The 12383-nt window shown below is 72.5% G+C and carries 12 protein-coding genes; 3 read left to right on the top strand and 9 right to left on the bottom strand.

What is annotated here, in order from left to right; genetic code table 11:
• Positions 1 to 3 precede the first annotated feature (3 nt).
• Positions 4 to 1389, bottom strand: a complete 1386-nt coding sequence (locus Dsi01nite_RS47355) for a cytochrome ubiquinol oxidase subunit I (RefSeq protein WP_203853054.1) — start codon at positions 1387 to 1389, stop codon at positions 4 to 6.
• Positions 1390 to 1493: 104 nt separating this feature from the next.
• Between Dsi01nite_RS47355 and Dsi01nite_RS47350 the strand changes: the two genes are divergently transcribed.
• Both Dsi01nite_RS47350 and Dsi01nite_RS47345 read left to right on the top strand, forming a co-directional pair.
• Positions 1494 to 1865 carry a BlaI/MecI/CopY family transcriptional regulator gene (locus tag Dsi01nite_RS47350; protein ID WP_203853053.1) on the top strand — a complete coding sequence of 124 codons (372 nt, stop codon included), beginning with the start codon at positions 1494 to 1496 and terminating at the stop codon, positions 1863 to 1865.
• Entirely contained in the window at positions 1862 to 2758 is an 897-nt protein-coding gene (locus Dsi01nite_RS47345) for a M56 family metallopeptidase (protein WP_203853052.1), read from the top strand. The genes Dsi01nite_RS47350 and Dsi01nite_RS47345 overlap by 4 nt, the downstream gene beginning before the upstream one ends.
• 6 nt (positions 2759 to 2764) lie before the next feature.
• On the opposite strand, the gene Dsi01nite_RS47340 is transcribed toward Dsi01nite_RS47345, so the two are convergent.
• Entirely contained in the window at positions 2765 to 3052 is a 288-nt protein-coding gene (locus Dsi01nite_RS47340) for a DUF1905 domain-containing protein (protein WP_203853051.1), read from the bottom strand.
• 132 nt (positions 3053 to 3184) lie between these two features.
• Positions 3185 to 3922, bottom strand: coding sequence for a Crp/Fnr family transcriptional regulator (locus Dsi01nite_RS47335; protein ID WP_203853050.1), 738 nt, complete (start codon positions 3920 to 3922; stop codon positions 3185 to 3187).
• 99 nt (positions 3923 to 4021) lie between these two features.
• On the opposite strand from Dsi01nite_RS47335, the gene Dsi01nite_RS47330 reads away from it, so the two are divergent.
• Positions 4022 to 4690: a TetR/AcrR family transcriptional regulator gene (locus Dsi01nite_RS47330; RefSeq protein WP_239136802.1), complete on the top strand. Its 669-nt coding sequence runs from the start codon at positions 4022 to 4024 to the stop codon at positions 4688 to 4690.
• Between the two features lie 55 nt (positions 4691 to 4745).
• Here Dsi01nite_RS47330 and Dsi01nite_RS47325 read toward each other — a convergent pair whose 3' ends face one another.
• From Dsi01nite_RS47325 to Dsi01nite_RS47305, 6 genes are all read right to left on the bottom strand, one after another.
• Positions 4746 to 6353, bottom strand: coding sequence for a glucuronyl esterase domain-containing protein (locus Dsi01nite_RS47325; protein WP_203853048.1), 1608 nt, complete (start codon positions 6351 to 6353; stop codon positions 4746 to 4748).
• A gap of 115 nt (positions 6354 to 6468) precedes the next feature.
• A complete protein-coding gene (locus tag Dsi01nite_RS47320) occupies positions 6469 to 8436 on the bottom strand; it encodes an alpha-glucuronidase (protein ID WP_203853047.1) in 1968 nt (655 codons plus the stop codon).
• Positions 8433 to 8555, bottom strand: coding sequence for a hypothetical protein (locus tag Dsi01nite_RS58580; RefSeq protein ID WP_275423471.1), 123 nt, complete (start codon positions 8553 to 8555; stop codon positions 8433 to 8435). Before Dsi01nite_RS58580 ends, Dsi01nite_RS47320 begins: the two co-directional genes overlap by 4 nt.
• Positions 8552 to 9217: a DUF624 domain-containing protein gene (locus Dsi01nite_RS47315; RefSeq protein ID WP_203853046.1), complete on the bottom strand. Its 666-nt coding sequence runs from the start codon at positions 9215 to 9217 to the stop codon at positions 8552 to 8554. Before Dsi01nite_RS47315 ends, Dsi01nite_RS58580 begins: the two co-directional genes overlap by 4 nt.
• Positions 9210 to 10724, bottom strand: a complete 1515-nt coding sequence (locus tag Dsi01nite_RS47310) for a GH39 family glycosyl hydrolase (RefSeq protein ID WP_203853045.1) — start codon at positions 10722 to 10724, stop codon at positions 9210 to 9212. The genes Dsi01nite_RS47315 and Dsi01nite_RS47310 overlap by 8 nt, the downstream gene beginning before the upstream one ends.
• Positions 10721 to 12367, bottom strand: a complete 1647-nt coding sequence (locus Dsi01nite_RS47305) for an ABC transporter substrate-binding protein (protein ID WP_203853044.1) — start codon at positions 12365 to 12367, stop codon at positions 10721 to 10723. Before Dsi01nite_RS47305 ends, Dsi01nite_RS47310 begins: the two co-directional genes overlap by 4 nt.
• Positions 12368 to 12383 lie beyond the last annotated feature (16 nt).

The following is a 12383-nucleotide window of genomic DNA, read 5'->3' as shown; positions in this document are numbered from 1 at the left end:
TCCTCAGTAGCTCATGGCCGGTTCGGCGTCGGCCGGCTGCTCACCGGCCGGAAGAGGATCGAGCGGCCGGCGGACGAGGTGCCGGACCAGGCGCAGCCACACGACCGCGAGGACGCCGTAGACGGCGGCGAAGCCGAGCAGGGACGCGAGGACCTCGCCGCTGGTGAGGCCCGGGGAGATGCCGTCGGCGACCTTCGACAGGCCGAACGCGATCCACGGCTGCCGGGCGGTCTCGGTGAAGATCCAGCCGAGGCTGTTGGCGGCGGCGGGCAGCAGCGGCAGCAGCATCGCGGTGCGGACCAGCCAGGTGTCGGGGGTGCGGCCGCGACGGCCCCGCCACAGGTAGAGCAGCGCGAGCAGCATGGCGAGCATGCCGGCGCCGATCATCAGCCGGAACGTCCAGAACGCCACGGGGACCATCGGGATGTAGCTGCCGGGGCCGTAGGCGGCGGCGTACTGGGCCTGCAGGTCGTCGATGCCGGCGACGGTGGCGTTCGGGTCGCCGTAGGCGAGGATCGACAGCAGCCGCGGCACCTTGATGCTGAATCCGTCGGCGCCGACCGCGAAGATGGAGAACGGGGCGCCGGTCGTGGTGCTGTACAGCGCCTCGGCGGCCGCCATCTTCATCGGCTGCACCTGGGTGATGACCTTGCCGAGGTGGTCGCCGGTGACGGCGGTGAGGGCGCCGCCGGCCACGGTCATCCAGGCGCCGATGCGGGCCAGGGTGCCGAACGCGGGGGCGTCGGCGTCGTCCTGGCGGCCCCGGGCCCAGGCGCGCCAGGCACCGACGGCGAGGAGCAGCGCGCCGCCGACCATGACGGCGCCGGCCATGGTGTGCGGGAACGCGGCGAGGTTGACCTTGTTGAGCAGCAGCTCCCGGAAGCTGGTCAGGTGGGCGCGGCCGGTGACCGGGTCGAGCTCGTAGGCGACCGGGTGCTGCATGAAGGAGTTCGCGGCCAGGATGATGAACGCCGAGAGCAGGGTGCCGACGGCGACGACGACGATCGTGGCCAGGTGGACCCGGCGGGACAGCCGGTCCCAGCCGAAGTACCACAGGGCGAGGAACGTCGCCTCGAGGAAGAACGCCAGCATGCCCTCGATGGCGAGGGTGGGGCCGAAGACGTCGCCGTAGAAGCGGGCGAACCCGCTCCAGGCGAGCCCGAACTGGAACTCCTGGACCAGGCCGGTGACGACGCCGACGGCGAAGGTGACGATGAGCAGCTTGCCGACGAGCAGGGTCAGCTGCCGGTACCGGTCCTGGCCGGTGCGCATCCAGGCGATCTGCAGCCCGGCCGTGGTCGCCGACAGGCTGATCGACAGCGGCACGAACAGGTAGTGGTAGATCGTGACGACGGCGAACTGCAGCCGGGTCAGGTCGAGCACGTCCATGAGGCCCCCATCTACGACGGTACGTAGTACATACTACGACCTGTAGTACGACGCGCACCGTAATCCGCGTTACACTGGTCCAGAGCGGAAGCGGAGGCGAGCACGTGAGTGGACTCGGAGACCTGGAACGCGAGGTCATGGCGCAGTTGTGGGACGCCGGCGAGCCGCTGACCGTCCGGCAGGTGCACGAGCGGCTGGACCCGGCGCGGGGCCTGGCCTACACGACCGTGATGACCGTGCTGGACCGGCTCGCCAAGAAGGGCGTCGTCACCCAGCAGAAGGCCGACCGCGCCTACCGGTATGCCGCCACGCAGACCCGCGAGGAGATGACCGCGGCGCTCATGTTCGACGCGCTCAGCGCCGCCCCCGACGGCGCCGCCCGCGACGCGGCCCTCGCCCACTTCGTCGGGCGGGTCGGCCCCGACGGCGCCGCCGCCCTGGCCGCGGCACTCAAGGCCGCCGCCGGGGACCGGTGACCGCACTCCTGCTCGGGGCGCTCGGCCTGACCCTGTCGCTCATCGTGCCCGGCCCGCTCGCCCGGGCCCGGTGGACGGCGCGGGCGCCGGGCGCCACCGTCGTGCTGTGGCAGTCGGTCACCCTGGCCGCGGTGCTGTGCGCGCTGGGCGTGGTGCTCGCCGCTCCCGAGGAGTTGGTACGGGCCCACGGCGCCGACCAGACCTTCGGCGTGGCGGCACTGGTGGCGGCGCTCGGTGTGGCCGCTGTGATCGTCGTGCGGTTGCTCGTGTCGGTCGGCCTGGTGGCGTACCGGTCCCGCGTCCGCCGGGCCCGGCACCGGCTGCTCGCCGACCTGCTGGACGCGCATGCCGGCCTCGACGATGTGGTGCGGGTCCTCGACGGCGGGCTGCCGTTCGCGTACTGCGTGCCCGGCCGCTCCCCCCGCATCGTGCTGAGTCAGGGCACGCTGCGGGTCCTCGACACGCAGCAGGTCGCCGCGGTGCTCGCGCACGAGCGGGCGCACCTGAGCGCCCGGCACGACGTGGTGATGGAGTCCTTCACCGCCTTCTACCGGGCCGTGCCCGCCCCGCTGCGCAGCCGCGCCCCGCTGGATGCCGTGCACATCCTGCTCGAGGCCCTCGCCGACGACGCGGCCCGCCGGCGGCACGGCAACGGGCCGCTGCGGGAGGCGTTGCAGGCCCTCGGCGGGCCGGTCGGCGACCTCGAGCTCGAGCCGCACGACGCGGCGCGGGAGCGCCGGTGGCGGCTGGACCGGCTCGCGCCCGGCGCGCCCGGCACCGACGCGCGGCTCAGCGCCGCCATCTATGCCGTGGCCGCCGCGATCCTGGTGCTGCCGACGGTGCTGCTGGTCGTACCGTGGCTGGATCGGGCAATGCACACCTGGCCGTTGTAGACCGGGTCAGACGTCGACGGTGAGCCGGACCGTGACGGTGTCGCCGATGTCGATCTGCTCGGCCTTGCGCACCCGGTCCTTCAGCGGCACGAGATACCGGCCGTCCTTCGGAAACAGCGACGTCGTCCAGCCGGTGCCGCCGATCCGCGCCGCGACCGGGATCATGCCCCAGCCGTAGGTGACCAGCGCGGCCGCGTCGCGCAGGGCGGCGCAGTCGTCCTCGGGCACGGTGACGAAGTGGAACGGCGACGGGCCGCGCCAGAACCACACCTCGCCGCTGAACTCCAGATCCACCGGCCCAGCATAGAAGCCGGCCAGCGCGGAAGCCGGCCAGCGCGGAAGCCGGCCAGCGCGGAAGCCGGCCAGCGCGGAAGCCGGCCAGCGCGGAAGCCGGCCAGCGCAGAAGCCGGCCAGCGCAGAAGCCGGTCAGCGGCGGCGGCCGTGTTGCGCGCGGCGGGCCAGGGGCGCGTTGTCGAGGATGACCACGCACTTGTGCTCCAGGCGCAGCCAGCCGCGGGCGGCGTAGTCGGCGAGGACCTTGTTCACCGACTCCCGGGAGGCGCCGACGAACTGCGCCAGCTCCGTCTGGGTGAGGTCGTGCACCACGCGGGTAGCACCGTCCTCGACGACGCCGAAGCGGTGCGCGAGCTGGATGATCCGGCTGGCGACCCGCCCGGGCACGTCGCTGTAGAGGCGGTCGTCGACCGCGGCGCGGTGGCCGCGGATGCCGCGGGCGATGACGCGCAGCAGCTGCTCCGCAACGTACGGGTGGTACGCGATCCACCGGTCCAGGACCGGCTTGGGCAGCACGGCCAGGCGGGCGTCGGCGACGACGGTGGCGCCGACGACGCGCGGGCCGCCGTCGAGCAGCTCGAAGTCGCCGAAGTGGTCGGTCGGGCCGAGCAGCGCCATGACGCCCTCGCGGCCGTCCCGCGAGCTGCGGCTGAGCTTCACCTTGCCGGCCAGCACGATGTACAGCCGGTCGCCGGGGTCACCCTCGGCGAACAGCACCGTGCCGCGCTCCGCGCGGATCGTCTCGAACTCGGCCGCGAGCGCGGTCGCGGCGTCCGGGTCGATGCTGCGGAACAGGTCGGTGGAGCGCAGGACCGGGTCGGCGGTGACCGTCGCTGCGCTCGTGGTGCGGGATGGAAACGTCAGGACCATGAGCCCTCCCCAAGCCAGGTGGTACTCAGTACCATTGCGACGGTACTAGATACCGCGACCGGAAAGCAACAGGTCAGAGCGATGCGCAAGGATGGGACCGTGACCGGGATTCCTGTACGAGACCGTCTTGTCGATGCCGCCCTCGAGCTGTTCGACGAGCGCGGCTACGAACAGACGACCGCCGACGACATCGCCGACCGGGCGGGCGTCGGCCGGACCACGCTGTTTCGCCACTACCGGTCCAAGGAGGACGTGATCTTCCCGGATCACGACCGGCTCCTCGCGACCGTCAAGGAACGCCTCGCCACGTCGACCGCCGACACCGCGATCGTGGCCGTCACCGAGGCGGTGCGGCTGGTGCTGCTGCGCTACGTCGAGGAGGACGACCGGGCCCGCCGCCGCTATGCGCTCACCAGCCGGATCGCCACCCTGCGGGACCGCGAGATCGCCAGCGTCGCGCGGTATCAGCGGCTGTTCCGCGAGTTCATCGCCGAGTGGATGGGCCCGGCGCCCGGGGCGGCGCTGCGCGCGGAGCTGATGGCCGCCGCCGTCGTCTCGGCGCACAACCACGTGCTGCGGCGGTGGCTGCGGCGCGACACCGTCGAGCCGGCCGCCGAGCTCGACGCCGCCATGGCCCAGGTGGTGGCGCTCTTCGCGACGCCCGAGCCGGCCCCCAACGGCAACGGCACCGCCGTCATCGTCCTGCACGACCAGCGCGATCCCGACACCGTCGCCGCCACCATCCGCCGGGCGCTGCAGCAGGCCTGAGCGCAGCGCGGGAGCCGCGAATCAGGGGCTCGGCCGAGCGCCCGGCGGACGGTGCTCAGGGGGCGGTGCAGCCGGTCGTGGCCAGCCCGGTCGCCGAGCCGGTGCCCTGGAAGCCGAACTCCGTCGAGGCACCCGCGCCCAGGGATCCGTTGTACGTCTCGTTCGACACCGTCGTGCCGTTGCGCCGGCCGTTCCACAGGCTGGTGATCGTGCCGTTGGGGACGCTGAGCCGGACGGTCCAGCCGGTGATCGCGGCGGCGCCGGCGGTGACCCGCACCGAGGCCACGAAGCCGCCGTCCCAGACGTTCTGGACGGTGAGGGCGGCCGAGCACCCCTGGCCCGCGGGCGGCGACGCGCTCGCCGACGGCGAGGCGGACGGCGAGACCGACGCCGACGCCGACACGGACCGGCTCGGGGTCGGGGACTGGGTGTCGCCGAGGACCGGGGTCTGCCAGTCGCTCCAGTCCGACAACCGGCCCAGGGCCTTGGCGGCGATCCTGATCGTGCCGGGTTCGTTGCCGGTCCGCAGCAGGTACTTCGCGATGTGCTGCTGCAACGGGACCCGCCACTCGGCCCGGTTGGCGCAGTGGTTGCCGTCCTGGACGTCCGACCAGTAGGTGATGTTCGCCCCCGCGCCGAGCGCCTTGTACACCTCGGCGCCGCCGAGCGCGGCCACGCTCGCGGACCTCGGGCCGAGGTTGGCGATGTGCGGGTTGTCCATGATGAACAGCCCCCGCGGCGCGACCATCGCGACCATCTCGTGCGTGTCGACCGGCAGCCGGTTCGGGCTGCCGGTGAACGTGCCGAACGCGTCGCCGAGCCAGGGCTGCTCCCCGTAGGCGCTGCTGAGGCTCTGCGCACCCTCCCCCGGGATGCCCCGGAAGATGGGCGCGCCGGCGCTGCCCGACTCGATCGGCATGGTCAGCGCGATGCGCTGGTCGAACGCGCCGATGACGAACGCGCCCTTGCCGAAACGCGAGCACCCGGTGACGCCCATCGCGTCCGCCTTGAGGATCCGCCCGTCGGACTGGGCGACGACGTCGATGATGCGGCTCACGCCCCAGGCCCACGCCATCAGCAGGCCGGTGCTGCTGGTGGCGCCGTAGATGCTGTAGAACGCGCCCTGCTTGTTGGTGCGCGGGGTGCCTTCCTTGCCGACCGCGTAGGGGTCGTAGCTGATCACGGCGGCGCCGGCGGCCTTGATGGCGGCGGTGTCCGCGCCGAAGCCGCCCAGGACCACGACGGCCGGGAAGGGCCCGGAGCCGCCGGGCAGCTCGACCCGCGCGGAGAAGCTCGAGCTCCTGCCGTTGTGGGTGACGTTCACGGTGACGCCGGTGCTGGACACCGTGCCGGTGACGCTCTGCGGCTTCGCGGGCTTCTCGCCGTAGACGAACTTCTCCGCCAGCTTCTTGACCTCCTCCCGCCGGCACCGCCAGTCGGACCTCGTGGCGATGCGGGTGCCGTCGAGGCGTTTGAACGGGTCGGGCAGCTTCGCGTTGGTCGGCAGCGCACCGGCGTCGGGCAGCGCCGGCACCGGGCAGTCGGCGCCCTCGTCCTCCACCGCGGACGCGGTGACGGCGGCACCGGCGGTGACCGTCACCACGGCGGCGCCGAGGGCGAGGGCCAGGGCGACCGTGATGACGACGATCCAGGGTCTTCTCATCGACACTCCTAACTGGATGGTGGCAGGCAGCGTCGCAGAACGAATCGGCGTCGGTACAGCAATGTTTCCAACCGGCCAGGAAACATCGTGAAGCTTGCATCGCGGCCGGCAACGATCAGTGGATGCGGCGGCCGTGCGCGTCACGGACGCCGGACTTGCGGAAGAAGTACGCGTTGATCTGGTCCCGCCACTCGACGGCGCTGCGCAGCTGCTCGTCCAGGCGCTCGGCGACCCGCGCGGCGAGCGCCGGGTCGACCAGCCCGGCCGGCAGCGCCGACCAGCGATCCCGCATCGCCCCGACCGCCTCGACACCCTCGAAGTGTGTGTCGTAGATGTGCTGGATGACGGTGCCGCCGTCGTGCAGGACGTGCCCGTAGGGCACATGGTGGAAGAACAGCAGCAGCTCGTCCGGGCAGTCGTGGACCGACTCGTACACCCGGGACCACGCCGGCGGGTACTGACCGGCGAAGCCGGTGCCGGTGGCGCGGGTGCGGTCCACGCCGACGCCGTCGCGGTCGGCGAAGTGGTAGGTGCCCCACGGCGTGTACTCGTAGCCGTCGACGTCTGGGCCGTAGTGGTGCCCGGGCCGGACCATGAAGCCGACGCCGAGCGGGGCGGTGTAGCGCTCGTAGGTCCGCCACGAGTCGTCCATGACGGCGTGCAGCGTGGCCCGTAGCAGGCGCGGGTCGGCCGTCGCGCCGGGGCCGAACGTCAGGTCGATCCACTCGTCGAGCACGGCGACGGGATCGAGGCGCGGGTCCCAGGCGAGCCGGCCGAACGCGTACAGGTTCGCCTGGGCGAGGGGATGCCCGGTCCAGAACGGGTCGTCGCCGACGTTCGACACCGCGACGAGACCGGCCGCGAGACCGGCCACGGGCGGGCCCTCGGAGCCCCAGGGGGCGAAGCCGAGCACCTCGCTCCACATCGGACCGAGGTAGCACACGTGCCGCTGCTGGCCGGTGTACTCCTGGGTCGCCTGCACCTCGACCGCGACGCGGGTGGCGGGCATGGCGGCGATGAGCGGCGACACCGGCTCCCGGGTCTGGAAGTCGATCGGGCCGTGCTTCACCTGCAGGATCACGTTGTCACCGAAGGCGCCGTCGAGCGGGACGAAGTGGTCGTGGGCGGCGCGGGCCCGGTCGGTGCCGCGGTCGCGCCAGTCCTGCCGGTGGTTGTAGACGAACGCCCGCCAGTGCACGACGCCGCCGTGCGGGGCGAGCGCGGCGGCGAGGGCGTTGGCGCCGTCGGCGTGGCTGCGGCCGTCCGCGAACGGGCCGGGCTGCCCCTCGGAGTCGGCCTTCACGACGTAGCCACCGAAGTCGGGGATCGTCGCGTAGACCCGCCGGGTGGTGTCCGCCCACCAGGCCGCCACCCGCGGGTCGAGGGGGTCGGCGGTGCCGAGGTCCACGGCCGGCGCGGCGAAGCTCACCGACAGGTGGACGCGGATCCCGTACGGGCGCAGGAGATCCGCGATCGCGGCGACGTCGCCGAGCCGGCCGGTCAGCAGCCGCGCCTCGGTCGCGTGCACGTTGACGTTGTTCACGCACAGGGCGTTGACACCGCAGGACGCCAGGAGGCGGGCGTAGGCGGTGACCCTGGACAGGTCGGCGCGCAGCGCCCCGTCGTGCCAGAACACGGACCCGCCGGCGTAGCCGCGCTCGACCTGGCCCATGACGGGGTGCACGTCGACGTTGTCCCAGTGCTGGACCATCCGCCGGCGGATGGCGGGCCGGTGCGGCCGGGGCGGGAACGCGCCGTCGAAGGCCGCCTCGCCGAGCCGCACCACGTGGAAGAACCCGTAGAGCAGCCCGGCCGGTTCGTCGGCGCGCACGACGGTGACGCCGGCGTCGCGGGACAGGACGAAGACGTCCGGGTCGGGCGGCCGCCGCCCGTTGGACAGCTTGAGCACCAGGTCGAACGGACCGTCGCCGCCGACCGTCCCGCCGAACCGTCCGCAGGCCCGGGACAGCTCGGCCCGCACCGTGTCCACGAGCAGCCCGCCGCCTTGGATCAGCACCCGGCGCGAACCGACGGCCCGCAGCGCCTCCGGCGGCAGCCATGCCGGATGGACGTCGCCGGTCACGGCCGCGCCCCGGTCACGGCCACCCCCAGCGGTCCGAGCGTGACGGCACCGTCCACTGAGGCCCCGGTGAGCGGGTCGACGCCGGGCCGGGCCCGGAAGGCGTCCCTGCTGGGATTCACGCCGTGTACCGTGCCGTGATCCCGCTGATCATCGGGCGGGTGACCGCCAGGAGCGCGGCGGCGAAGGCGGAGCCGAGCAGCAGGAGCACCGCCTCCGAGGCCAGCAGCGTGACCGCGACCGCCGCCAGGAGCAGCCCGGCGGTGCCGAGGGAGACCAGCGGGAAGCGCAAGGCCAGGCGCAGCACGTCCAGCGGCCGGAACTCGAAGAGGGAGACGATGACCAGGGCGGTGACCGCCAGGACGGCCGCCGCCGCCGCGACCACGACCAGCAGCGCCGACCACCAGGTGGGCACCCCGGCCGCGGCGCGATGAGTGAGGCTGACGGCGACGACGCCCAGCACGGCGACGAGCGGCACCCAGATCCGCAGCGCCGCCCCGGCGTTGAGCCGGTAGCCGCGCCAGAACGCGGCGGCCGGCCGCAGGTCGGTGAGGTCGGCGGGCTGGCGGTGCAGCGCGTAGAGCGCCGCCGACAGCGCCGGCCCGACCGGCAGGACCCCGACGATCGAGACGAGGCTCCGGTCGAGCAGGACCAGCGGGACGAGACCGGGTGCGGTGGTGGCGACGAAGAGCGCCTCCACCGCCAGGAGCGTGTAGGTCCGCGCCGCCAGACGCGAGACGGGACCGGTGCCGAACCGCCGTCGGGCACCGGTCCCGTCAGTCATCGCGACCCCCGGAGCCGCTGCCGGCCGCCCGTCCGGGGCCGCCGAGCAGCCGGGCGTCGTCCCACCACGGCGGCGTCTCGTCGTGGACGGCGGTGACCTCGACCAGGGTCACCTCGTGGGCGGCGAGGGTCAGGTCCAGCTCGGCCCGCCCTTGCGCGACGGGCGCGGCGTGGTGCCGCCGGGCCGGCTCCGCCGCCTCGTGCAACGCGTCGAGCTGCCGTGCGCTGGGAGAGCGGGGGCTGCCCAGCTCGCGCCACGCCGCCCACGCGTTGCCCGCCTCCTCCGACACCGACGACCGGGCCACATACGCGGTGCCGGCGTGCTGTCCGATGGGGACGGACAGCCGCACACGGTGCCCCGCGACCGCCGGGCCGCGACCGGTGTGGTCGACCGGCGCCCAGGCGAGCACGGTGACCCGGCCGGTGCCGTCCCGGGTCACCAGGTGGTCCTCGCCGCGGGCCAGGACCTGGTCGCCCATCCGGGCCAGGAACGCGTACAGGTGGAAGGTGGGCTTTCGGATCTGGCGGTGGGTGAGCAGCCCGAAGCCGCCGTGGAACAGCGCCGCCGGGATCCCGTTCTCCTCGAACACGTCGCAGAACGTCCAGTATGCGAACGAGTCGACCAGGTCGCCCGCGCCGGCGACGACCGGCGCGAGGTAGGCGGCGTGCAACGCGGTGTCGTGGACCGGGTTGTCGGGGCGGTAGGAGGAGTTGAACTCGGTGATGTGCACCGGCAGCCCCGCCAGGGCGGTGCCGGCGAGCTGCCGCCGCGGCGCCGCGAACTGCTCCAGCAGTGTCGCCGCCGGGGCGAGGGTCTGGTGCACGCCGAAGGGCACGTGCTGGGCGGCGCCGGAGGTGTACGCGTGCCGGCTCACGAAGTCGATCGGGACGTCCCGCGCGGCGACGAACTCGGCGAACCGCGGCAGCCAGCCGTCGTCCGCACCCGGCGACAGGGCCGGGCCGCCGACCTGCAGCGACGCGTCGACGTCCTTCACCGCGTTCGCGGCGGCCTCGTACAGGTCGTGATAGGCGTCCTGGTCCGCGTGCTGCCAGAAGTCCTTGAGGTCCGGCTCGTTCCACACCTCGATCGGCCAGCCGCGCACCTCGTCGAGCCCGTAGCGGTCGACGAGGTGCGCGACGGTGCCGCGGACCAGCGCCGCCCACTCGGCGCGGTCGCTGGGCGGGGTCACGTTGCCCCGCCACCAGAACACGGTCTGATCCCCGGACGCGAGCCCGGGCGGCATGAACCCGAGCTCCACGAACGGCCTGACGCCGAGCGCCAGGTAGGCGTCCACGACCTGGTCGACGTAGGTGAACGAGTGCAGCACCCGCCGCTCGCCGCCGTGCCCATAAGGTCGGTGCACGCCCATCCCGTCGCTGAACAGCCCGTGCTGGCGGATGTGCCGGAAACCGATCTCCCGCTGGAGCAGCGCGAGCGACTCCTGATAGTCGCGGCGCAGCGCGAGCTCGAGCCGACCGGCGCCGACGCAGTGCCGCCATGCGGTCATCCGTGTGCTTTCTTGTACCGGTTGTAGGCGGCGTTCACGACCTCGACGTACCGGGTCATGTTCTTGCCCTTGAGCTCGGTGACGTAGGCGTCCCACTCGCTCAGCGGCCGTTGTCCCAGGATGAACTTCAGCGTCTGCTGGTTCACGTGGTCCTTCAGCGTGGTCTCCCACAGCGTCGCCTGCTCGCGCTCCTCGGCGTTGAGCGGGCGCGGCGGGGGCAGCGGCTGGTTCTTGCGGGCGTTCATCACGTCCTGGAACGCGAGCTCCTCCTTGGGGAACTGCGAGTTGAGCAGCTTGGTGGTGCCGCCGTAGACGAAGACGCCGTTGAGGAAGCCGTATTCGACCTGGAGATTCTTCGTCCCGGAGGGGTTCAGCCCGCCCCAGTTGACGTCGGCGGCGAGCTTGAACGTGCCGTCCTCGACGTTGCCGGTGTACGTGGTGCCCTCGACGCCCCACTTGGCGAACAGTTTGCCCTGCGGCGAGTAGTACAGCCAGTCCATGAACTGCATGAGGGCGACGAAGTTCTTGCTGTCCCGGGCCTTCGCCGAGATCATGACGCCGCCCTCGAGGCGGGTGCCGGCCTTCGTGTCGCCCATCGGGCCGGTCGGCGTGGGGATCTTCAGCACGGTCGCGCCGGGGATCTTCGCGATGCTGGGCCGCAGCTCGTTGACGAGGGTCTGGGCGTTGCAGCTGATCACGAACGACTTGCCGTTGGCGAACTTCTGCTTGGCGATGTCGTCGGACTGGGTGAAGCTCTCCGGGTCGACGAGTTTCTCGGTCACCAGGGAGTTGAGGTACTCGACCATCTGCCGGTACTGCGGGGTCGTGCCGGTGTAGACGAACGCCTTCGCCGTGGCGTCCCAGGTGGCGTGCTGGTAGGTCCAACCGGCCTGGACGCCGTAGGCGGTGCCGACGATCGACAGCAGGTTGTTGCCGCCGGGGTTGGGCGGGGTGCTCCACCGGTCCGACAGCGGGTACACGTCGGGGTGGGCGGCCCTCATGGCCCGCAGCACGGTGCGCAGCTCCTCCCACGTCTTGGGGATCTGCAGGTTGAGCTGCTGCAGCACGTCGGTGCGCACGGCCAGGGAGTAGTCGGCCCAGACGTCCTCGTGCAGGCCCGGCAGCAGGTAGAACTTGCCGTCCTCCTGCCGGAACCCGTCGAGGTCGGACTGCAGGTTCCACTTGGCGACCTGGTCGCGGAAGTTCGGCAGCAGGTCGAGGTGGTCGCTGATGGGCAGGATCGCCCCGCCGGCGATGTAGGCCTCCTCGTCGGGGTGGTACGTCTTCGGGATGATCATCGGGGCGTCCCCGGCCGCGACCACGACGCTGCGCTTCTGGTTGTAGTCGCTGCCGGGCACGACCGTCGCCTGCAGCGTCACGTTGGTGCGCTTGGTGAGCTCCTTGAAGAACAGCCAGTCGGCCTTGTACGGGTAGCCCGCGTTGCTGAGCATCATGATGGAGAAGTTCAGCGGCTGGGTGGCGGTGAACTGCTGGCCGGCGCCGTAGCCGTCCATGGCGCCGTCGCGGCGCCCGGTGTAGTCCTGGCCCTTGTCGGGTTCGTCGTCATCGCCGCAGCCGGCCAGCACGACCGCCGCGGCCGCGCCGCACGCACCGAGCAGGGCGCGCCTGGAAATCTGATGCATGAAAGCTCCTTTGGTC

Origin of the sequence: Dactylosporangium siamense (assembly GCF_016862795.1) — a bacterium.
GTDB classification, from domain to species: Bacteria; Actinomycetota; Actinomycetes; order Mycobacteriales; family Micromonosporaceae; genus Dactylosporangium; species Dactylosporangium siamense.
Note: the sequence above shows the minus strand (reverse complement) of the source record. Positions and strands in the feature narration are given on the sequence as shown.